The 24,597-nt window shown below is 34.0% G+C and carries 16 protein-coding genes; 1 reads left to right on the top strand and 15 read right to left on the bottom strand.

The window, feature by feature from the left end; genetic code table 11:
• Positions 1 to 55 precede the first annotated feature (55 nt).
• The 3 genes from Q4Q39_RS13090 to cyoE form a co-directional block, all read right to left on the bottom strand.
• Positions 56 to 1,039, bottom strand: a complete 984-nt coding sequence (locus tag Q4Q39_RS13090; protein WP_303282958.1) for a cytochrome c oxidase subunit 3 — start codon at positions 1,037 to 1,039, stop codon at positions 56 to 58.
• A gap of 137 nt (positions 1,040 to 1,176) precedes the next feature.
• Positions 1,177 to 1,758 (bottom strand): cytochrome c oxidase subunit 3, encoded by a 582-nt coding sequence (locus Q4Q39_RS13085; protein ID WP_303282957.1) that lies wholly within the window; start codon positions 1,756 to 1,758, stop codon positions 1,177 to 1,179.
• 2 nt (positions 1,759 to 1,760) lie between these two features.
• Positions 1,761 to 2,654 carry a heme o synthase gene (cyoE, locus tag Q4Q39_RS13080; protein WP_303282956.1) on the bottom strand — a complete coding sequence of 298 codons (894 nt, stop codon included), beginning with the start codon at positions 2,652 to 2,654 and terminating at the stop codon, positions 1,761 to 1,763.
• Between the two features lie 124 nt (positions 2,655 to 2,778).
• On the opposite strand from cyoE, the gene Q4Q39_RS13075 reads away from it, so the two are divergent.
• The gene (locus Q4Q39_RS13075) at positions 2,779 to 2,919 is read left to right on the top strand and encodes a hypothetical protein (protein ID WP_303282955.1); all 141 of its coding nucleotides are present in this window, start codon (positions 2,779 to 2,781) and stop codon (positions 2,917 to 2,919) included.
• A gap of 254 nt (positions 2,920 to 3,173) precedes the next feature.
• Here Q4Q39_RS13075 and Q4Q39_RS13070 read toward each other — a convergent pair whose 3' ends face one another.
• From Q4Q39_RS13070 to Q4Q39_RS13015, 12 genes are all read right to left on the bottom strand, one after another.
• Entirely contained in the window at positions 3,174 to 5,273 is a 2,100-nt protein-coding gene (locus tag Q4Q39_RS13070; RefSeq protein WP_303282954.1) for a gliding motility protein RemB, read from the bottom strand.
• 476 nt (positions 5,274 to 5,749) lie between these two features.
• Positions 5,750 to 6,499 (bottom strand): energy transducer TonB, encoded by a 750-nt coding sequence (locus Q4Q39_RS13065; RefSeq protein ID WP_303282953.1) that lies wholly within the window; start codon positions 6,497 to 6,499, stop codon positions 5,750 to 5,752.
• Positions 6,500 to 6,678: 179 nt separating this feature from the next.
• Entirely contained in the window at positions 6,679 to 7,401 is a 723-nt protein-coding gene (locus Q4Q39_RS13060) for an energy transducer TonB (RefSeq protein ID WP_303282952.1), read from the bottom strand.
• A gap of 60 nt (positions 7,402 to 7,461) precedes the next feature.
• Positions 7,462 to 7,839, bottom strand: a complete 378-nt coding sequence (locus Q4Q39_RS13055) for a VanZ family protein (RefSeq protein WP_303282951.1) — start codon at positions 7,837 to 7,839, stop codon at positions 7,462 to 7,464.
• Positions 7,832 to 8,212 (bottom strand): glycine cleavage system protein GcvH, encoded by a 381-nt coding sequence (gene gcvH, locus Q4Q39_RS13050; protein ID WP_303282950.1) that lies wholly within the window; start codon positions 8,210 to 8,212, stop codon positions 7,832 to 7,834. Before gcvH ends, Q4Q39_RS13055 begins: the two co-directional genes overlap by 8 nt.
• 393 nt (positions 8,213 to 8,605) lie before the next feature.
• Complete coding sequence (gene sov, locus Q4Q39_RS13045; RefSeq protein ID WP_486320962.1) at positions 8,606 to 15,931, bottom strand: T9SS outer membrane translocon Sov/SprA; 7,326 nt, start codon at positions 15,929 to 15,931, stop codon at positions 8,606 to 8,608.
• 6 nt (positions 15,932 to 15,937) lie between these two features.
• A complete protein-coding gene (gene ruvA, locus Q4Q39_RS13040; protein WP_303282948.1) occupies positions 15,938 to 16,519 on the bottom strand; it encodes a Holliday junction branch migration protein RuvA in 582 nt (193 codons plus the stop codon).
• Positions 16,520 to 16,568: 49 nt separating this feature from the next.
• Positions 16,569 to 18,866, bottom strand: a complete 2,298-nt coding sequence (locus Q4Q39_RS13035) for an NADP-dependent malic enzyme (protein WP_303282947.1) — start codon at positions 18,864 to 18,866, stop codon at positions 16,569 to 16,571.
• A 56-nt stretch (positions 18,867 to 18,922) separates the two neighbouring features.
• On the bottom strand, positions 18,923 to 19,849 hold the full coding sequence (gene queG / locus Q4Q39_RS13030; RefSeq protein ID WP_303283171.1) for a tRNA epoxyqueuosine(34) reductase QueG: 927 nt from the start codon (positions 19,847 to 19,849) through the stop codon (positions 18,923 to 18,925).
• A gap of 151 nt (positions 19,850 to 20,000) precedes the next feature.
• Positions 20,001 to 21,338: a cytochrome P450 gene (locus tag Q4Q39_RS13025; RefSeq protein WP_303282946.1), complete on the bottom strand. Its 1,338-nt coding sequence runs from the start codon at positions 21,336 to 21,338 to the stop codon at positions 20,001 to 20,003.
• 84 nt (positions 21,339 to 21,422) lie between these two features.
• On the bottom strand, positions 21,423 to 22,445 hold the full coding sequence (gene ruvB, locus Q4Q39_RS13020; RefSeq protein ID WP_303282945.1) for a Holliday junction branch migration DNA helicase RuvB: 1,023 nt from the start codon (positions 22,443 to 22,445) through the stop codon (positions 21,423 to 21,425).
• Positions 22,446 to 22,623: 178 nt separating this feature from the next.
• On the bottom strand, positions 22,624 to 24,597 hold a 1,974-nt coding region (locus Q4Q39_RS13015; RefSeq protein ID WP_303282944.1), incomplete at its 5' end, for a T9SS type A sorting domain-containing protein.

Below are 24,597 nucleotides of genomic sequence, written 5' to 3'. Positions count from 1 at the left end.
TTAAATGCTTTTTAGATTTCCTTCGTCAAGGAAATGAAACTATATTTTAATTCAATTAAACTAGGTAGAAGAATGTAAATACAAATACCCAAACTAAATCTACAAAGTGCCAGTATAACCCAACTTTTTCAACCATTTCGTAGTTTTTACGTCTCTCATAAGTTCCTAAAATCACATTAAAGAAAATAATGATATTTATAATAACTCCAGAAAATACGTGAAAACCGTGAAAACCAGTTATAAAGAAAAAGAAGTCAGCAAATAGAGGTGAACCATATTCATTAACATGTAAATTAGCTCCTTCTACAACAACTTTTCCGTTTTCTTTTATTTGTTTTAATGATTCAGCTCTAGATAAAACAGTTTTTTCACCAGCTTCATTAATTATCTGTGTTCTAACTAAAACATTATTGTGAGCTTCTAAGCCATGTACTACTTCTTCAACAGTATATGTTGGTAATGTTCCTTCTGAAACAAACCACAAACCACCTTTACGATCGTGTTGTGTTCTTTCTGCATGTGGATCAGCTACAACAAAATCTCTTAACGCTACACGATGTCCTTCTGTATCTACAAACTGTAAAATATTACCTCCTTTAGTTTGTACAGCTCCGTAATCACCTTTAATAAATGTTCCCCATTCCCAAGCTTGTGAGCCTACAAATATAACACCACCAATAATGGTTAAAAACATATAAATAGTAACTTTTGATTTATTTAAATGATGACCTGCATCTACAGCTAGCACCATAGTTACTGATGACATAATAAGAACAAACGTCATAAAAGCCACATAATACATAGGTGCATTTACACCATGTAAAAATGGAAAGTGAGTAAACACTTCATCGGCGATTGGCCATGAATCAATAAATTTAAATCTTGAAAATCCATAGGCTGCTAAGAACCCTGAAAATGTTAAAGCATCCGAAACGATGAAAAACCACATCATCATTTTACCATAACTTGCGTTTAGAGGCTTTGTAGCGCCTCCCCAAGTTTTACCTTCTGTTCCAGTATTTACAACTGTAGTACTCATATATAATGGTTGTTTTTTAAAAGTTGCACAAAAATAATCAATTTATTCATCTAATAAAACATCCAACACTAAATTATACACACTTCAAAAAAAAGCTACTTTGGATGTTACATGAGACCATTAGAAATCAATAAAAATCATCGAATGAAATATAAAAACAAAAAGAGATAAACCCATAGTATATCTATAAAATGCCAAAAGTTTGCTGCTAGTTCCAAACCAAGCATTTTCGTTACATCATACTTTTGTTTAAAATGATTATAAATTACGACCAACAAACAAATTAACCCAACAACCACGTGCAATATATGCACTATAGCTATTAAATAAATGTAAGACATCGTTACGTTACTGGTCGGTCCAGTAAAATTATAACCTAAATCTATTATTTGCTGAAAGCCTGAAAATTGATTAAAAATAAAAATAATACCTAAAATAAGTGTTACAAATAACCAAAGTGTTGTCATCCCTCTATTTCCAATTTTCAAAGCTTTTTTAGCTAAAATGAAGGATATACTACTAATAACGATTACCACAGTACTTATTAAAAAAGCATTAGGTAATACAAAATCTTTTAACCAATCTGGTCTGGAGCTACTTACAATGAAAGCACTTGTCCACCCCATAAAAGACATGATTAACGAAATGATACCAAACCAAAGCATCATTTTTTTTGCTCTGTTATTTTTCTCTTCTTGTGTTCCTTGAGTTAAATCCATGGTTATCTTATAAATTTATCTATGACATACACTATTTGTACAAGGGTAATATAGGAAACACTAGCTAGCATGAGTTGTTTTGCTGCTTTTTCGGTCATTTCTTTAAACAATCGAATTGCATAATACAACATACCTAATCCTAAACTAAAAACCAATATTGCCGCAACAATGGATAATTGTAGTTTTCCAGTAAATCCAAAAACCGGTATAATAGATACCAGTAATGTCCAAATGGTATACATTATAGTTTGTACTGCTGTTCCTTTATCTTGCTTTCCTGTTGGTAGCATAAAAAAACCTCCTTTTTTGTAATCATCAAACAAAAACCAGCCAATTGCCCAGAAGTGAGGGAATTGCCAAAAAAATTGCAAGGCGAATAATGTTCCCGGTTCTATTCCAAAATCGTCTGTAGCTGCTACCCATCCTAACATAAAAGGGATGGCTCCTGGAATAGCACCTACAAAAACTGCCAATGGTGTTTTTGTTTTTAGAGGTGTATATACGCAGGTATATAAAAATATTGAAATAGCACCAAACATAGCCGTTTGCTTGTTAATGGTGTATAAAATAATAATACCTAATAACGTAAAAAGAGACGCAATGATAAATGCTGTAGTTACAGACATTCGTCCCGCCGGAATAGGTCTATTCTCAGTTCGCTTCATTAAAGCATCTAAATCCTTTTCAATAATTTGATTAAAAGCATTTGATGCACCTACCATAAAATAGCCTCCAAAAGCTAAAAGTATTAGCGTTTTAAAGTCAACGGTATTAACACCCAATAAATAACCTGCTAATGATGAAAAAACCACACTTAATGCCAAACGCATTTTAGTGATTTCTTTAAAATCTGAAATAACAGAAGATGTTGCTAATGAAGATTTTGAATTGCTCAATATGATATCTGCTCTATGGCTTTTAATTGCGAGTGCAAATATACTCTATAAAAGCATTTTGAGCAATGCTAAGTGCATTTTTAATATCTTTATCACTATACACAATTCATTTTAATTCAATTTCATGAAACTATTCAAATTATCGGTTATTGTATTTTTAATTAGTTTTCCTAATTATGCACAGCGTAATTTTGACAATGTTACCATAGAAACGATAAAACTCACCGATAATGTATACATGCTAATTGGTAGCGGCGGAAATTAATCAAATACTTAAAAGGTTTTAAGGGAGAAACCATGTCATTCCAACGAGGAACGAGGATGAATCTCATCATGATGAGATGTCTCGTCACTCATACTTAGCTCCGTCATGACAAACAGCTGTATTTCATTGGATTATATAAGATGTTTTTAATAAAGTTTACTCAGGTTAAAATATTAAATTTAGCACTAATCAAATAGAGAAAAAATCAGGTTCAAAACTTATTATCCTGAGATTCCTGCCTTCGCAGGAATATGCTAAAAATCAAAATACCAATTAAATAGATCGGTTCTAACTCCAAAATTAAACCAAACGGTATTGCTTTTAAAGGTAGTAGTAGTTTCTGCCTCTGGATTAAAATCTCTAAAAGTAATGTCTGCAAATACCTTTAAGTTAGATGCTGGATTAATAAGATAACCTGCTTGTAAATTAGCATTAATGGTTTTGGTTTTTATACCTTGACCCACTTTAATACCAGTATCAAAGGGTCTATCATTATAATCTCTATAGATATCTCCTCCATAACTAAAATTGTCTGTTCCATCGTTAAAATCTAATCCACGTATGCCATAAATAAGTTTTGCATCGGCAAACAAACGCTTGTAACGATACCGTGCAATTAAAATAGCTTCGCTGAAATTTGCACCCCATAAGTGCGCCATAGATTGGTTATTGTGCGCATAGTTAAGTACTATCGTATTATGTGAATAGGTATAAGGCCTTACTCTGTTATATTCAAATTGCAATAATAAATTATCAACTTTAAATGCATTAAAATATTTAACACCTAATTGGTATCCAAATTTATTTTTCCAACTTTTTTCACCGGCTTTAACATCTGCTAAAGAAAATTCATCTAAAATAAATTGACCATATATATTTACATTATCATTCCATTTGTATTTGGTCGATGCACCAAGAAGCGCGTTCCCAGCACCTTGCCCTGTCTCAAACTCAATAGCTCTATAAAAGATAATAGGATTTAGATAGTTAATATCGAAGCCCCTGTCGTTAGAATTTGTCCAAAGTACCGATTCGAATAACCCAATATTTAATCGTTTGGATACATTCCAACTTAAATAATGGTTTGCTATATATTTAGTTAAAAATGCTTTATCACCTACAACTTCTGGTCTTACATCTTTTAACCACGTCCAAGTATTGGTATATTTTATTTTCCAAAACTTCGTGTTTATTTTAAAAAAGGGGTGCGGACTTGCGACATCACTAAGTAATAATGATCGATACCCATCACCAATAAAATTTTTACCATGTCCAAATTGAACATTTATAAACTTAGCTGGAGCGTATGACAAATAAGCTTCTGCTACTGGATAATCGTAAGAATCTGTTTTAAATCTTTTTGCAATACCTCGCCCTGGAATAATTGCAGGATCTGGACCAAAAGCTTTTAAACTCTCTGCATATTCATTTACATATTGAGCAAATCTTCCTTGACTTTCGAATACCGAAGTATAGAAATTAAACTTTTTTCCTAAGCCTCCTTGTACTAAAACACCTCTTGTATTATTGTATGTTGAACTAAAATTAGCGTCTGTATCTTTTCCTACTTGTAAATCAAATATTGGATCGATTGTAAACCAATAGTCTTTACCTTGCAATTGTACTAAATGTTCATTCCAAAGTTTTTTGCCAGCCCAAGTATCTGTTTGTCTTTTTAATGTTTCTTTTTCAGCCTTAAAATCGTAGTATTTAGAAACTTCATCGTACACAAACGGTTTTGAAGCTGTATGGCTATTAGTTCCTACAAGATTCATACTTCTATCGAATCTTGAATAGTCACTATGTGTAAATTGGATATTTAATTGACTATTATGTGCTTTATCTTCAAAAGTTTTTAAATCGACGTTAACATTATCAAACTCTGTTTTTGATTGCTGTTCTAACTTGGACATCTTATTCTCTTTTGCCAAGTCCTGCGTTTTTACTGCTTGATTAATTAAAGGGATTTTTATAGGCAGCGAATATTGCTTATATGTTTTTCTACTATTATAGGTCGCTGGTGCGATCTTTGGGAAGGTTGAAAATACTCGAATGGTTTCTTCTTTTAACTCTTTGTAAATAGCATCAATATAAATGACTCTAAATTGTCCTGTAGTATCTACTTCAAAAAGAACTACAACTTCTCCTTTATATGCTTCGTCTCGTACTCTCTGAGGTATCTTAAAATTCTTATAGATATGTTCGAATACATTTCTATCAAAACATTGTTGTAAAGAATCAATAGCAATAGTTTCACAATTTGGAAAAACTGGTGGCTTTTCAGCTAAAAAGGTATCCTGTGAATAACTATTATATTGAACTAAAAGTAGAAACAGTAAAATGAATCTCTTCATGAAAATAGGCTAATATTTATTTTGTGCAGAAAGATACTATATTTTTTTAGAGCTAATTAACAAAAAAGTTCTAATCTATTTCTAAACACTTACATCATTAATGTTCGAATAAGGCATTAAGACCGTTTCTCTATTAGAAACGAGAACAAATACTTGACAAATAATTAACTGACAAACAGAAACACAAACGAATATTCCTTTCTGTAAACCAGAATGAACCTGAAACAAGTTCAGGTCAAAAAAACCGCTATCGAATAAAGAATTTCTTGAAACGAGCTATTTTCGAGGCAGAGCCATAGACGTATTTCGATCATTTCATTTTGAACTTTGGGTCAAAAAATCGAAATTCTGTTATTTAGATTCCCGTTTCCACGGGAATGACAACTTCAACGGAAACCCCGAAGCAGAGCCTCGGGGAATTCTTTTCTATAAAATGATAACGGTTTTAAAAATTTAAAATTATAATGTTTTACTGATTATTCAGCATAAAAAATGATTGGTAATGTATAAATAACTCCTACATTTTTATCGCGTTGTTTACCTGGTGTCATTTTCGGAATAATATTGATGACACGTTCTGCTTCATGTTCTAGTTTTGGGTGTGGAGATCTGGTTTGTATATCTGTTACATGCCCCGTTTTATCAATTTTAAACCTTACGTAAATTTTTTGTTTCCCCGATAATCCATAGTCTGATGCTATATCGTTTCCTTTAAATTTTCTTTGAACAAGTTTTGTTATTTTTTTAGACATACATTTTTTCCTTTCCTCATTGCTTTTTGCCTTTTCACAACCAGGATAAATAGGTGCTGTTTCTATCGAAATAAAAGGAACGTCTTCTGGTTCTACTGGCTCTTCTCCAGGATTTATAGAGCTTGGATCGATCAGTGTTTCAGAGCTCGTATTCTGTTCTGGTGTGACTATACCCAATGCTTCTTTCATAACATGATCATCATCAACAATCTTAGGATCTCTAATTAACAATACTTTTTTTTTCTGAGGTTTTGGTTTCTCCTCGGCTTTTGGTTCTTCATAAACTTTAAATTTCTCAACTGAAATTGTCACTGGATCGTCTGGAACAACAATCGTATACTCCTTGGGAATAGTAGTTTCAAACTTCATCTCTAACAAGCCAAAGGCTGCCAGTAAGCACACAATTAACCCTATTTGAAAGTAAAGCGTCGTGTTTTTTTGTAAATTTGCATCATGCTTTTGTGATTTTTTCACGATTTGCTCATTTTGCCGAATGAGTTCGTGAGTTTTCTTTTGATTACTCATAATAATTATAGTATAAATGTTAATATTATGATAAAAACACAATAAGCATACCAAAAAAGAAATCCCGTTACAAAATTTGTAACGGGATTTTATATTATTATGATTCCTGATCTACAGGACGTTATAACTTAATCTTGTACTTGGAAAATAATTGGTAACGAATATGGAACGTTTACTGGTTTTCCACGTTGTTTTCCTGGTTTCATTTTTGGTAACAGACCAATAACACGAGTTGCTTCTTTTTCTAAACCTGGGTGTGGTGCTCTTGCACGAATACCTGTAATATTACCAGTTTTATCTATTTTAAAAATAACGTTGATACGTTGTCTTCCTGATAAGCCTAAGTCACTAGCTAATTCTGTATTGAATTTTCTATTAACAAATTGCGCTATTTTTTTAGACATGCAATCTCTTTTCTTAGTATTATTTTTCTCTTTTTCACATCCTGGAAAAACAGGTACATTCTCAATTACAGAAAACGGTACATCTATATCCTCTTCGACTTCTTCTACTTCTATTTCTTCTACCTCAACAATCTCAGTCTCTTGATCTACCTCAGTAGACTCTATAACTGTTTCTTCTATTTCAACTTCATCTTCAACAATCTCAATAACTTCTGGTGCAGCTGGTGGTGGAGGTGGAGGCGGCGGTGTTTGTATTTGCTCAGTAATTGGGATTTCTTCTTCCAATTCTTCATCCATATCTACCATTCCTATGTCTGTATCAGACTTATCATAAGTTTTATAATTGATAGCATAGTTTGTTAAAAATAACATCAATGCTAAACCAATAGCGAAGTAAAGTGAACTGTTACGCCCAACATTGGATTTAGGATTTTTTTTAGGTTCCATAATTTATATCATTTATCAAGATTGCTAAAATAACTATTTATTTATAAAAAAAGCAAGTGTTTATGCGTTTTTAACGCTCAAATTACTTTTAAACCATAATACAACTGATGACAATAAAGCACCAATGGTATTAGCAACAGCATCATAAACATCTAGGCTTCTTGAAACTGTAATACTATCCTGTAAGACTTCAATAATTATACCAAATAAAATTGAAAGAATAGCGGCAGAAAATATAGCTTTTTTACTTTTAAATTTAAAAGCATATAAAAACGTATAAAACCATAAAGTCGTTAAAACAAAATAGGCTAAAAAGTGAAATATTTTATCTCCAAAAGAAACACCTATATCTGGAACATTATTAAGCTTAATTAAACTAACTGCAGCTAACGTTAACGAATATATTATGGTTATTATAGGTGTTAGTTTTTTAAGCACCTATTAACGCTTTGTAATCATCATCAGACATAAGCCCTTCTACTTGGGAAAGATCTGAACATTTTAGTTTTATCATCCAACCATCACCGTAAGGGTCGCTATTTACTTTTTCTGGTTCATCTTCTAAAGATTCATTAAACTCTATAATTTCACCAGATAATGGTAAAAACAAGTCCGATACCGTTTTAACCGCTTCAACTGTTCCAAAAATCTCTTCGGCATCTAATGTTTCATCAACGGTCTCTACTTCTACATATACAATATCTCCTAATTCACTTTGTGCAAAATCTGTGATACCAATAGTTGCAACATCACCTTCAATTTTAATCCATTCGTGATCTTTAGTGTATTTTAATTCTGATGGAATATTCATAGTACTAATTTAAATTCGTTTATTCAACAAATGTATTTATTCAAATCTTAAATTCAAATAGATTATCTAATAAAAAAACATTCCAATCTCATCCATATCAATTTGAGTATAAAATACCGTATTAAAGCCAATGTTATTTTAAAATCTAAAAACGCTGTGATTAGCTAGCATATCATTATTACGGAATTTACCAATAAGACATTTAGCTTAAAAAAATGAATTGACATGAGACATTTCACACTCAAATTGACCTTACTTATTTAATGGGTTTGATTTGTCATTCTGAAGTTTACATTAGGCATAATCGAAATACAGGCAAGCATCTACTTTATTGTATTTCAATTTAAAAGATTCCTGCTTTCGCAGGAATGACAGAATACGTTTTAGGTAGTTTTAATTACCAAAATTATACCTAATAGTAAAACCAGACCGAATAGTTGTTTGTGGAAATGCTGTTGAGATAGCATATTCTGAAAACGTATAATCAAAATAAAAGAGCGCTGTTAAGTTTTTACTAAACGCATAATCTGCAGAGTATTTAATCCCCCAAATAGTTTGCCCCGATGTTACTTGATTATTTTCTAAATCTAAATATCTAATGATGGTTTTATTATCTCTAACAGAAACATCTGCTTTCATATTTAAATCACTTACAACACGTTTTCTTGGTCCTGCTAATTTAGAGCGTATTTTTAAATCTTTAATTCTATACCCTAACCCTATAATATATTCATTAGTTAAAGCCTCAGTCATCAAATTATTATCAAAACTTAGTGATAACAATCTGTCTTTTCTAACTTCTGCTAAGATTTTAACAGAGTTGTTCATTTCAAAATCAAGTCTAACCAAAGGACTAAACATCTCTGTTAAGTTTATATTACTTAATAAACGTTCATTTTTATAATTACCTGATTGATCTTTAGTATTTGGTGTCTGACTATCATAATCTAAAGTTGGGTCTATGGCCTCATAATCTAAATTAGATTGAAATTGATTTATGGTATAGGTTGAACGGTATCCGTGTGTTAATGAAAAACGTTTAAAACGTTTTTTAAACCATTTAAACTTCATAAAACCGGAGTACTTTAAATCCCAATTAGGAATAGGTATGTCTCTAAATGCTCCTAGTTTTACACGACCTGCATCTTGACCTGAATAGGCAGCTAAAAAAGCAGGTAGTAATACTGCTTGACTGCTTTTTCCATAGCCTTTAGGGAAACCATCAGGGTCTACATCGTTTAAATTTGCACCATTCCTTTCTGCTAATCGTCTTGCGACTATAAGCCTGTTTTCTCTAAAATCATTAAAGGCTTCCGAAGTCGTTTCATCACTTTTACTAAATGCTGTTTTTAATAAAATAGTTGATATATTAAAATGACCAAAGGTGTTTGGTGTTAGTGACTGGTATTCATAGGCATCTGCATTTCCAGTAACTCTAAAGTTTTCGGTGTAATTTTCAAGATAGCCACGACCCCCTATAATGTCAATTTTCAAACTTTTTACTGGCTCTAAACTAGCAGATATATCAAGTTGTTTTGTATTAGTTGCTGTATATTGTTGGTTAAATTCAGGAAAAACAGTTAGCCACCCTCTTCTTGCTGCCAGATGTCTTACATCTCTTTGGCTACCAAATGTAAATGCTGTTGTTGGTTTTAAAGTCCCTACAAAACCTGGTGTTTGTAAGTATCCTGGTAAAAATGTTCCGTTGTTTTCTGAATAATTAAGCTGAATTCTCTTTATACTTGTTAAGATGTCTATACCTGCATTTAATAATTTTGTAACAGATTGGCTCTTCGCTTTCGGTGGCGCTTTTTTCTTCTCACCTGGTCCTGGAGGCGCTCCTCTATTTACAGCTGATCTGGATTGTACTCTTCTAATAGGTTTTTTTACCAATCCAATATATTTATACAACTTTTTCATATCCAAGGTTGAATTGATTCTATGAACATTTGAATTCTGAATTGTGTTACCCAAATCATAGACATTAGGATCGTCTGGTAATGTTATATTGCCATATAAGTCTGATCCTTTTTGCCATTGAAAATCACCAGTGTATTGATATGTGGCATCAAGAAAACTAAATGTTGGTATTTTATTAATTGGCAACTGGTAAGTTATCCCTAAGTTTTGACTTTGCCTATTTGGATCTCCAAAATCCAAGATCCCATCCCACACATCCAATGTTGGATCCTGTTCTCCATTAACAATACCATCTTTAAAATAGTTACGAACTATATTATTATTGGCTGCTGTAAAATTGAATTGTAATGATTTTGTTAAATTGTAATTAATGGTGTATTGAAAATCGAATGTATAGTTTCTTCTAAATAATTCCTCTATACCAATATTGTCTCCAGTAAGGTCTACCTCTCTAAATTTTTGTCTATTGAATTGTCTATTAACATCTGTGTTAATAGTAAAACTTGTTGGTAATAAGTTTACATTGAAATCCTTTAAAATTTTCCAATATTTCCCCCTAAATAAGGAATCGTTTTTCTTAAAAGGTTCTATTTCAATCGGGTTGAAATTAAATGCATAGTTTGCACCAATTCTAATTGTCTTATTAACAGAATTTTCAATCTCAAAATCTCTATGCTCTACTTTATTAAATGAGTAATTTAAAGTTAAATTCTCTACATCGTAAAAGCGAGGTGTAGCATCTGAGGTCCTGATTTTCCTAACACCTATAAAATTAATACTTTGTCGCTTTGTATAGTCTTCAGATTGCCCTTTAATCCTTTTTCTGTCTTCTTCAGTATCTGCAGCTTCTAATCTAGAATCCAGAGTTAAATCTTTATAAAACTGATCGTATTTGGGCGTGATAAGCTCTTCACTTTGAGCATAGTTAAAAGGCAGCTGAATGCCCCATTTTTTTGGTAATAACTGTCCTGCATTAATATTAGTAACTACATCGTATTGCTGTACATCTTCTAAACTACGCTGACTCGGCCCTTGCTCAAGACCTCCAAAACCAGCAGTACTTTTTCTTCCTGTGGCACTTATATTAGCAAAATCTGCAATATTAGTATCTACACTTAATACAGCGGCCCAACCGCCTTCATTATCTAAATCTGATAAGCGGAGTTCGTTAAACCAAATCTGAGCACAAACATCGGAAGGATCTGTATTTTTAACTCCTACCATAAGTGTTCTAATATCTCCAAAATTTGGATTTCCTTTTATTGCCACACGGTGTTGATTTGTTACATACCCAGTAAACTGATTATTTGCTTCAACAATATCTCCATTAACAACATCATAAAATCTTGGGTCGTTATTTGGCAAAGGTCCATCTGATATAGCTTGAGCTTTTATTCTTCCTAAAATATCCAATGGTAAATCAATTTCATTTTCATCTGGCCAAACCTCGTTAGGATCCGTTGAATTTCTATCAGATTTTAATAATGGAATTTCTATTTGATAGTAATTCTCTGTAAGGTCGTTACCCATTCTAATAAAACCTACTAATCTTCCTCTTCCTGCTTCTCCTTCCGGGAAACCATCAGCACCATCATCCTGTGCATGTATAAACATTCTTAAACGCTTATATTGGCGCATATCCATACTGATATTTTTGAATGCACCACGGGAATCTCTTGATGCTAAATTACAAACATTGGCAACTAACGATTGTTCGTTTTGACGTACTACTGTATTATTATTAAATAATTCTTCTGGCACAACACCAGGTGGGCTCACATAAGTCCCATCATCTCCATTTTCAATAGTTCCTATAATACCCAATGAAAACTCAGTATTTTCATCATTTCCTGTATTCTCATCTAAAGTCTGCTTATACCGTCTCCAATCACTTCTAACCAAATCTAAAGTACCAAAACGAAATACGGTAGGGTCTGTAAAACCCTTTAAATACATACGAGCAAAACGAATGGATCTAAAATCTGTTATATTGCCAACAGATTTAGCAATCTCGCTTTCAACAGGAATTCTAAATAAATACCATTTAGGGTTATTCTCGCCAGAAGTAACTTCATCATTAAGGAATCTTCTGGGTTCAGAATTTTTAAAATCGACAATTAGTGGGTTAGTTTCTAAATTTAACGTAGCGGGTGTTATCTCTAACTCATATTCATAGTAACTATCAATCGTGTTCATAGTATTATCACGATTAATGTCTTCTACATCTGGTTGTGTATTAGCCGCTCTGTCTGTATCGGTAAAGGTATCCGGTGTATTTCCTTCAACACCGTTGTACTTTTTATAACGTTCGAAGATATCTCCTTCTGTATTTAAAAAATAAGTATAATTATCATTTGCCGGGTCTTCTAATACATCAAAACCTCCGGGTATTGTCTGGGCAAAATTCTTTTCATCAGAATCACTGTAACCATCATATCCAACATCTTGATTGGTACGTTCTTGCCCTGTAGTATCAAACGCATAAACTAATGATTGATTTTGTGGCACTACAGTTCCCCAGTCTGTAGGTTGTAACAAGCCAATATTTCCATCTTCAGGCAACCCATTTTCATATAATTTCCGACCATCTTTAACAATATCCTCAGATATATTCCCTAGATTGAACACTAATTTTCCACCAGAATTTGTCGGGTTTTCCTGAAAAGGATCCTGTAGCCAAAATTCAATATACTCGACGTTCTGCTGTTCGAAATCTGTAGATGTTAATTGTCTGGTAATTCCAGCCCAGCTATTTTGTGGATTATCTATAATACCATCGGCTGCTGATGATTCAAAATTATAGGGTCCTCTTTCTTCTGGATAATAAGCTAAATCTAAAGTGAAAAGAACTGTATTTTGTCCTTGTACCAAATCTCGATCTGGAAATAGCTCATTTATAAATACGCGGCTGGTATATAAACTGGATAAATCTTCATCCATAATATCAGAAGGGCGTTGGTTACTATAAAATACAGGATCTATACTATACCAATTAAGCATAGCTCTTTGGTAACCATTCTGAATACCATTTTCATCTTCAGTTGGATTGCCCGGTACATTTAAACCTATTGGCCTACTGGATAAAAACCAGGATTGTTGAGATTTTAAATCGATAGCATTTTGCGACCCTTCAAAATCATCTACATAAGATGTGGTTTCTCCATTAAAATTAGTTCCTTTTGGGGCTCCGGGTGCTAAATATGCAAACTCGCCTCTTAAGGATAAGTTTGATTCTACATCGGTATCAATATTAGGTAACTTATTGGCTAATCGCGTTAAAAAAGGCACTTTAGTTGAGTAATTCCCATTAACCCCAAATATGGTATTATTTATAGGTTCTGAACCAAAATTTGCCTTTTGGGTGATTGGTCTTTCATTAAGATTTAAAAGGGTTGCACCTAATACAAAATTTTCATTAAACTTATGTTCTACGTTTATTCCTGTAAAACGTCTTGTTTGCTGACCAAAAACAGCATTGTTTTCAGTTGAAACTTCAATAGGTGTGTTGGATGCTTTTAAAGCCTCGTCTAAAATCTGAACACGTCCTAATTGATAATTTACAGTATAGTCGATGCCTTCGACTAAAACACGCCCACCTGCTGTCACTCTAACAGATCCCCTTGGTACATTAAAAGACCCTATAGGAATACCGTCTCCTCCAGTAGATTTATAGCGCCCTTTAAGCCTGAATTTATTTTTCTCAACTTCTTCTAAAGCAGCCGTTTTTGTCTCCTTGTATAGAATATCATAAACATACTTCTCCTGATTAGGATTGGTATAAGTATCCTGAGCATAATCAAAATCATTATTATTGGGGTTTCCATCATCATCTAATACATCAAATAAATACCTTCCAAAAGGTTCTGCTTTTGTAAAAATTATTTTTCCATTTTGCGGTAATACGGTAATTCCGGGTAAAAAGTCAAAAAAGCCATCCCCGTTACTTTGAGGGTCATTATTAAAGTTTAATTTGTCCAGATTAAATAATCTCAATAGCGGTGTTTCTATAATATCTTTATCGTCATTCAGATCGATTGGTGTATGATTATCAAAAGGTGGGAATGTAGTTCCTTCAACAGGTTTAATAAAGTTTAATGGCGAGGCCTCATTATAAAATATATTCAGTTTAAAGTCATCTTGACTTAAATTAAAAGCACCCGTATCATAGATGTTCTTCATCATTAAATCCCAAACAGGTTGCTGTACATTAGTAATACTACTTTTTAATAGTTTTAAAATTAAATTAGAATTTACAACCTGTGTTACCTGACCTGATGGATTAGTAGAGACATCAGTAGCATCGACACCGTCATTAGCAAATTCTCCTACCTGATATACATCACCTGCTAAGGTGTATTGGAATGCTACTGCTAAAACCTCATCATTATTTAAACGTTGATTTAATGATATATATCCTAACTCTGAATTTAAAGTGTATTCTTGACCTTGTATTAATTTTCTAGCGTTTTCCAGCTTGGCGTAATCTGAGCCTTCATTAACTACCCCAGAAAGCGACCCAAAACCTTGTTGTGCAGTCGCAATGTCTCTAATGGGTTCTGTTAAAATAGACCCTGAACCTATAGTCGTTGGATTAAAACCATTGTTTCCATTATCGGGAAATATATTAGAAGCGTTAGTTATAAATCCAGGTGGTATTGGATCCAGTAATATATGATCATTATCTGGATCTGCTGGGTTGTAAAACGATTCTCCTAAATCCTGAAGCGCTACAATATTTCTAACATTCTCGGTTCTATTACTTCTATTAGTTACCCAAACTTCAAGTCTGGTTATTTGTAACCCCCCATTATTTATAAAAGGATAATTAAGTAAAGCTTCATCATATTTACCTCTAAAATACTGCGCTAAAAAGAAGTGCCTATTCTCGTCATAATCTCTTATGAATAAATCGAATTCTTCAACCGTACCACCGCCTTGAGCAACTACGGTATTAGACTGTGATTTTTGTTCAGAAAACACACCTGTAAACGTGGTTTTTCCAAATTGTAATTGTGCCTTTACACCAAATAAACTTTGTGCTCCTGTTATTAATGAGCTATTTAAAGGCATATTTACATTACCAACTTCAATTTTCTGAATAATATCATCTTCAGTAGGGGTATATTCCAACTTAACCAAGTTTTGAAAATCGAAAGTTGACTGTGTATCGTAATTTGCAGTTATTTGTAATCTGGTACCAACTTTACCTAATAAACTTAGACTAATTCGTTGATCAAAATCGAATGTGAAATTACTCCTGTTTCTAGGTGAAAATGATGGATTGTCTTGCCTGGAAAACAAAATTCCTAAATCCATCTCTACAGATCCTTGAGGGATGACTTCAATGGTATTACCTCCAAAAATAGTTTCAAAAAGACCTGATTTCACATAAAATTCCGGTAAAAGATTTTTTTGTCCGTCTTTAGAATCTTCTTTTTTACCATCAAAAGCATCTATTTTCTCTTTATAATAGGCTTTTAAATTTTCTTTAGCAACAAAAGCATAATACTCTTCAGGTGTTAAAATAATTGGAAAGTTAATATCAAATTCTCCTATTTTCTCGGTATATATATACCTATTGGTAAAAGAGTCGTAAGTATATTTGGATTCTACGCTGTTTGGATTTGGTGTTTTTAAGCGGCCTAAACTAAAGCCTGTTTTAACTGAATCCTGCTGAACGGGTTGCTGAGACCATGATACTAGAGAACATAGTAGAGCAAACATTAAAAAAACACTTCGACTGCGCTTTGTATGACAATTTTTAACTGATTTATAAAATCTGAGATTAGTTTTGTTCAAAGTCTACTATAAATTTTTTAAAGCTTGTTTTATAATGGTTTCCACATTAGCATCAGGTTGTGTCATCATAATTTTATCCACAACACGTTCTGCTTGTTTCTTTACAAAACCAAGCACTTCTAATGCAGATAACGCTTCTTCTTTGTTGGTATTGCCCTGAGAAACGGAAACTTCATCAATATCATAAATCTTTAAGATTTTATCCTTTAAATCTATGATAACACGTTGTGCCGTTTTTGCTCCAATTCCTTTTATGGATTGAATTAAAGCAACATCGTTTGAGGCAATCCCTTCTCTTATCTGTTTTGGTGTTAATGAAGACAACATGGTACGTGCTGTGCTTGCTCCAATACCACTTACAGAAATTAACAGTCTAAAAATTTCTCTTTCTGCCAAAGAGGAGAATCCATAAAGTGTGTGTGAATCTTCTTTAACTTGCAGGTGCGTAAATAGCTTTAAATGCTCAGTGTCTGAAATTTGAGAAAAAGTATGTAATGAAATATTTAGCATATAACCTACTCCGTTACATTCTATAACAACATGTGTTGGATTTTTTTCAGTAAGCTTCCCTTGAATATGAGTTATCATGTATTTTGTTCGTTAACCGACCAAATGTAATAAATTTATTCACATTAAGTTACTTCCTACCAGCATTTTCTAACTCCCATTTTTCTTTATGCTGAGCATCTATGACCGCAATAGCTGCCATGTTTACAATTTCATCAACACTCGCTCCTAATTGCAGAATATGTACTGGCTTTTTCATACCCATCATAATAGGGCCTATAGAATCGGCTTCATGTAATTCTTTTAATAATTTATAAGTGATATTTGCCGAATCCAGATTCGGAAAAATTAGTGCATTTACCTTCTTCCCTACTAATTTAGAAAAAGGAAATTTCTCCCGAAGCATATCATCATTTAAAGCAAAATCTGTTTGTAACTCACCATCTACATTCATATCTGGAAAATGACGATGTAAATACGATACAGCTTCTCTTATCTTTGATGCCTTTTCATGGTCTGAAGATCCGAAATTAGAATAGGACACCATTGCTAATACGGGATCTAAACCAAACATCTTAATGACTTTTGCTGTCATTTGAGTGATTTTTGCTAAATCTTTAGCACTAGGATCAATATTTATTGAGGTATCACTTAAAAATAAAGGGCCTCTTTTTGTCATCATTAAATTGGTGGTTGCTATACGCGTTACTCCATGCACCATCCCTATAAGTTCTAACATTGGTTTTACCACTGTTGGATAGTTGCGAGAATATCCAGAAATAAGGGCATCTGCATCACCTTCGTTAACCATCATGGCTGCAAAGTAATTACGTTCCCTCATTAAACGTTGTGCAGAATAGTACGTTACACCTCTTCGTTTTCGTTGCTCCCAATATACTTTAGCATACTTATTTTTACGTGGGTTCTCTTCTTCTGTTTTTGGATCGATAATAGGAATATCAGCATCAAACTCAATTTCTGCCATAAGTGCTTCTATAGTTTCTTTTCTTCCTAATAAAATGGGATGCGCGATTCCTTCTTCATAAACTATTTGAGCCGCTTTTAAAACGTCTAACTGGTCTGCTTCAGCAAACACTACACGTTTCGGATTCAATTTGGCTCTATTTAAAAGCAATCTAACCAACTTATTATCAGAACCTAATCGTTCTAACAAGGTGTCTTTGTATTTTTCCCAATCAGCTATAGGGTGTTTAGCAACACCACTCTCCATTGCTGCTTTAGCTACAGCCGGAGGCACTTCAGCGATAAGACGTGGATCAAAAGGTTTTGGTATAATATAATTTTTACCAAATATAAGTTTGGTTTCTCCGTAAGCGATATTAACCTGCTCAGGAACTGGCTCTTTTGCCAATTTAGCTAATGCTTTAACAGCAGCCATTTTCATAGCTTCATTAATCTTTGTAGCACGAACATCCAACGCACCTCTAAATATAAATGGAAACCCTAACACGTTATTTACTTGATTAGGATGGTCACTACGCCCTGTAGCCATAATGATATCCTTACGTGTAGCAACGGCTATATCGTATTTTATCTCTGGATCTGGATTGGCCATAGCAAAAACAATTGGGTTTTTCTCCATAGCTAATAACATATCTCGAGATACAATATTCGCCATTGAAAGACCAATAAAAACATCGGCATCTTTCATGGCTTCATCTAGAGTATCTATTTTTCTGTGAGTTGCAAATTCTGCTTTTTCTTCAGTTAGATTCTCTCTATCATTTCTTATAACACCTTTGCTATCGAGCATGACCATGTTTTCTCGTTTTGCACCACAGGATTGATATAAACGAGAACAAGAGATGGCAGCAGCACCGGCTCCACTTATTACTATTTTAACATCTTCAATCTTTTTTTCTGCTAATTCTACAGCATTTATCAACGCAGCAGCCGAAATAATAGCTGTACCATGTTGGTCATCATGCATCACAGGAATATCTAGTTCTTCCTTAAGTCGCCTTTCTATTTCAAAAGCTTCTGGGGCTTTAATATCTTCTAAATTGATACCACCAAAAGTTGGGGCTATCATTTTTACCGTTTGAATAAATTCATCAATATTCTCGGTTCCTACTTCAATATCAAACACATCAATATCGGCAAAAATCTTAAACAAAAGTCCCTTTCCTTCCATCACTGGTTTTGATGCTTCTGGACCAATGTTTCCTAAACCTAAAACCGCAGTACCATTAGAAATTACGGCTACCAGGTTTCCTTTTGCCGTATACTTATAAGCGTTGTCTTTATTTTTTTCAATCTCTAAACAGGGTGCTGCTACACCTGGTGAATAGGCTAAGGATAAATCTCTTTGGCTAGCATATTTTTTAGTTGGAACTACTGCTATTTTACCTGGAGTTGGTTTTGCGTGATATATAAGGGCCTCTCTTCGTTTGCTTTCTTCGCTCATAATTATTTCTTAATTAACTAAACTAACAAAGATAATAATCCTATTAAAGGAAATAACTAATCTTTTAAAAAATTGATATTTCTTTTTAAACCTGAAAACTTAGTGCGTTTTACTGCGGACTTTTGAAAGACTTTCTTAAAGGTATCTTCTGTAATTTCTTCCCAATCTTTTTTGGTCATAGATAATAATTCTGGGTGTGGGTTAAAAAGTGGTTCGCTATGTGGTTTCGAAAATCGATTCCATGGACACACATCCTGACATACGTCGCAGCCAAACATCCAATCATCAAACTGTCCTTTAAATTCTGTTGGAATATTTTCTTTTAATTCTATGGTGAAATAAGAAATACATTTGCTGCCATCTACTACATAGGGTTCTGTTATTGCTTGGGTTGGACAGGCATCAATACATGCTGTACAGGTACCACAATGATCTGTTGTTGGTGAATCGTATTCTAAATCTAAATCGATAATAAGTTCTGCTATAAAATAAAAAGAGCCTATTTGTTGAGTTATTAAATTACTGTGTTTTCCAATCCAACCCAGACCACTTTTTGCAGCCCAGGCTTTATCTAAAACGGGAGCAGAATCTACAAAAGCACGTCCATCTACCTCCCCGATCTCTTCTTGAATGAAATTTAAAAGTGATTTGAGTTTATCTTTTATTATGAAATGATAATCGCTTCCATAAGCATATTTACTAATTTTTGGAGCTGTTTTGTCTTCTTGAAGTTCCGATGGATAATAATTCAATAACAGTGAAACAACACTTTTAGAACCTTCTACTAATTTTGTTGGGTCTAAACGTTTATCAAAATGGTTTTCCATGTATTGCATTTGCCCATTCATATTCTTATTTAACCATTTTTCTAATCTAGGTGCTTCTTCTTCTAAAAACTGCGCTTTACTTATACCACATGATAAAAAGCCTAGGCGCTTGGCTTCGGTTTTAATGAGGTTTGTATATTTAGTTTTTAAATTCATTTCTTGGGTTTGATCCCTCATTCAGCTATTATTTATGTAAAGCTTTTATAAATGAATTCTATGGTGTTATACTGAGCGCAGTCGAAGTGCTCGTTTAACAAGTAACTCCTTTTAGGCTTCGACTGCGCTCAGCTTGACACTATAGAACTATTTAAGTTTTTAAAGTAAACTTCAATTTTACATCAACAGGTTTTAGTGTTATTAAAGGGTTTACTTTTATAGTATCGTTATCGGTAGATATATCGAATTTTTTCAATATTGTGTTTACTGCCAAAATCATTTCATACATAGCAAAATTATTGCCTATGCACAATCTTGGCCCTGCGCCAAATGGCATATAATAAGGCATTATTTCTTTTTTGTTTTCTTCAAAAAAACGAGATGGCTTAAATACTTCTGGACTATCCCAATAATTTTTATTTCTATGTAATTCATAAATGGATGCCCCTATAATGGTTCCTTTTTTTAATACATAGTCATCTATTTTATCGTCTTCAATATTTACTCTATCAGTTATCCAGGCGGGAGGATATAAACGAAGACTTTCTTCTATACAACACTTCGTGTAGTTAAGCTGAGAAATCTCTTGAAGAGGCATTAAGTTTTTAACATTCGTTTCTTCAACCTCAGTTTCAACCTTTGTCAAAGCTTCTTTATTTTGAGCCAACAATTTTAATGTAAAGGTTAATGCATTGGCTGTTGTTTCATGCCCTGCTACAAATAAAATTAATATTTCATCAATTAATTGCTCATTAGTCATTGATGTTCCATCTTCATAATTTGCAGAGAGTAACATATCCAGAAGGTCATCATGTGCTTCTTTTGATTCCCGTCTTTGGTCTATAATTGTATTAATGATATTTCTACTTTCTTTTACCAGTTTCATATGGTATCTAATCTCTCCCGATACTGTGTACCATAATTTTTTATATGGCATTCTTAATTCTTTAACAATAAACAGTTGTAACTTTTCAATAATAAACTGCAATCGTTTTAAGGTTTCTTTTTCTGCTGAAAAATTAAATAATGATTTAGCCACTACTTCGAACGCCAACTCATTCATTATTGGATATAATTCTACAAACCCGCCTGCATTAATATTCTTTACCTGTTCGTTTATAGCTTTATCAATAATCTCAACTAGATTTTGAATTTTCTCTTTATGAAATGCAGGTTGAATTAACCGACGTTGTTTTAACCAATAATCGCCACTTGAAGTTAATAAACCATAACCAACATATTTTGATAAATAGGTAGTTTGAATTTTAGATTTATAATATACCTTATGGTTTTTCTGAAGCATGTGTTTTGTCACAACAGCATCTCGTGTTAAAACGATGTGTCCGTAAAAAGGGGATTTAATTGCAAATGTATCGCCCACTTCATTAAACCATTTATTGTGAAATGGAATGGGGTTCTTTGCTATGGTAGATGATTTTATTAAGAATTTATAAAAGGGAAGCTTATTTGGGTATCTGTATTTTGGCATGCGTAGATTATTAAAATGCTTTTTTTAACATGTTACTCTTATGGTATCGAGTGGATTCCTGACTCCGCAGGAATGACACCAATATTAAAATAACCCTCCTTGAATATCTCCTTTTATTCTACCTAAATGTTTATAAGCTTGCTCGGTAACTTCTCGTCCACGAGGTGTTCGCATAATAAACCCTTGTTGAATTAAAAAAGGCTCATATACTTCTTCTATGGTTTCCGGACTTTCACTAACCGCTGTAGCAATAGTTGTGAGGCCTACAGGTCCACCTTTAAATTTATCTATGATGGTTAATAGAATCTTGTTGTCCATATCATCCAATCCATGTGCATCTACATTTAAAGCTTCTAAGGCAAACTTTGCAATTTTAATATCGATGGTTCCATTGCCTTTTATTTGGGCAAAATCTCGAACACGACGTAGTAAAGCATTTGCTATTCTTGGCGTGCCTCTACTTCGTCCAGCAATTTCTATAGCCGCTTCCATAGATATTGGCATATTTAAAATACTGGCACTTCGCTGTATGATGGTTGTTAGTAAATCTGTTTTATAATATTGCAGTCTACTTTGAATACCAAAACGTGCACGCATTGGTGCGGTTAATAACCCGGAACGGGTTGTAGCACCTACTAATGTAAACGGATTTAAATTGATTTGTACGGATCGTGCATTAGGACCCGACTCAATCATAATATCAATCCTATAGTCTTCCATAGCAGAATATAAATACTCTTCTACGATGGGACTTAATCGATGAATTTCATCTATAAACAATACATCGCGATCATCTAAATTAGTAAGTAAACCTGCTAGATCGCCTGGTTTATCTAAAACAGGTCCCGATGTTATTTTTATACCAACATTTAATTCGTTCGCTAATATATGGGCTAAGGTCGTTTTACCTAACCCTGGAGGACCATGAAACAACGTATGATCTAATGCTTCTGTTCTTAAGTTCGCTGCTTGAACAAAGATTTGGAGGTTCTCTAAAACTTGATCCTGACCTGTAAAGTCATCAAAGGATAGTGGCCTTAATTTTTTTTCTACATCTAATTCCTCTGGAGAGAAATTTTCGTTGGATGGATCTAGATTTTCGTTCATATTTGTAGACTCATTTGACTGTACTTAAGATGATATTTGTTTCAGTTTAAATAGGTTTCTGCCTTCGCGAAAATGACAAAAAAGTTGAGTACAAGCAAATATAAACAAAAAGCCTTTCCAATTGGGAAAGGCTTTGTAGGTTTTAAGTAATAAAAATCTTTTAAATTTATCTTTAATCTTATTTCTTAACAATTCTCTTTACTAGTGTTCCTTCACCAGTCAATATTTTTAATAAATAAATACCTTTATTCATATTAGAAAAGTCAATCACTTTATTTTCGATTTCAATGTTCTTTATCACTTTTCCTAAAATGTCATATACTATTACTTTCTCAAGCTTGATATTATTAGTATTTATATGTAATAGATTATTAATCGGATTTGGGTATACATTTATTGAAACTTTTAACGACTCTTCTTCTATACCTAATGTTGTAGTCGAAAATGTTTTCACAGATCCATAACTTGTGCCTTGGGTGTTAGTGGCATAAGCAACATAAGAGTATTGGGTGTTCGCTGCCAAGCTGGAAATAGTTTCACTAAAAACACCTGAACCTATTCCATTATCATCAATAATTACATTTGCGCCTCCTATTTGTGGGGTAGCATTTTCCGAGGTAATTGCATATACTATTCCTCGTGCCGTAACCGACGAAGATCCTTCTGCTGTTACCTCTCCTCCCAAATCAACTGTATTTGATGTTATTGAGCTTGCATCACTAGTAGTTACTGTAGCCTGAAAATCATCATTTAATATGGTTACGGTTGCGCCATCGGTGATGTTTACCGACAATGTTGTAGCTGCCAAGTTAGATTGTGAAACAGTGATGGCTTCATTGGTCTCCAATTTAGTATCTCCTGTAGGTGTCACTGTGAAGGTCTGGCTCTCACTGGCAGTTCCTGTAAAGGTTAAGGTCTGACTCGTTACAGCAGAATAATCACTATCTGCTGTGGTAGCGGTACCGTCTGCCGTGCTTACGTCTACTGTAAACCCACCTTGTACGGCATTGTCCAGTGTTGCTGTTACCGTGATGGAACCATCGTTTTCGTTGCCACTTACATTAGCTATGGTTACTGCGGCTGCATCGTCATTGATAATTGTCATGGTTGCGCCATCGGTGATGTTTACTCCCAATGTTGTAGCTGCCAAGTTAGATTGTGAAATAGCGATGGTTTCATTGGTCTCCAATTTAGTATCTCCTGTAGGCGTCACTGTGAAGGTCTGGGTCTCACTGGCATTTCCCGTAAAGGTTAAGGTCTGACTCGTTACCGCGGAATAATCACTATCTGCTGTAGTGGCCGTTCCGTCTGCCGTACTCACATCTACTGTAAACCCGCCCTGTACGGCATTGTCCAATGTTGCTGTTACCGTGATGGAACCATCGTTTTCGTTGCCACTTACATTAGCTATGGTTACTGCGGCTGCATCGTCATTGATAATTGTCATGGTTGCGCCATCGGTGATGTTTACTCCCAATGTTGTAGCTGCCAAGTTAGATTGTGAAACAGTGATGGTTTCATTGGTCTCCAATTTAGTATCTCCTGTAGGTGTCACTGTGAAGGTCTGGGTCTCACTGGCATTTCCCGTAAAGGTTAAGGTCTGACTCGTTACAGCAGAATAATCACTATCTGCTGTAGTGGCAGTTCCATCAGCTGTACTTACATCTACTGTAAACCCGCCCTGTACGGCATTGTCCAATGTTGCGGTTACCGTGATGGAACCATCGTTTTCGTTGCCACTTACATTAGCTATGGTTACCGCTGCAGCATCGTCATTGATAATTGTCATGGTTGCGCCATCGGTGATGTTTACTCCCAATGTTGTAGCTGCCAAGTTAGATTGTGAAACAGTGATGGTTTCATTGGTCTCCAATTTAGTGTCTCCTGTAGGTGTCACTGTGAAGGTCTGGGTCTCACTGGCAGTTCCTGTAAAGGTTAAGGTCTGACTCGTTACAGCGGAATAATCACTATCTGCTGTAGTGGCCGTTCCGTCTGCCGTACTCACATCTACTGTAAACCCGCCCTGTACGGCATTGTCCAATGTTGCTGTTACCGTGATGGAACCATCGTTTTCGTTGCCACTTACATTAGCTATGGTTACTGCGGCTGCATCGTCATTGATAATTGTCATGGTTGCGCCATCGGTGATGTT

It is taken from the genome of Flavivirga amylovorans (assembly GCF_030540875.1).
In the GTDB taxonomy this organism is placed as follows: domain Bacteria; phylum Bacteroidota; class Bacteroidia; order Flavobacteriales; family Flavobacteriaceae; genus Flavivirga; species Flavivirga amylovorans.
This window is presented reverse-complemented; position numbering and strand designations above follow the sequence as displayed.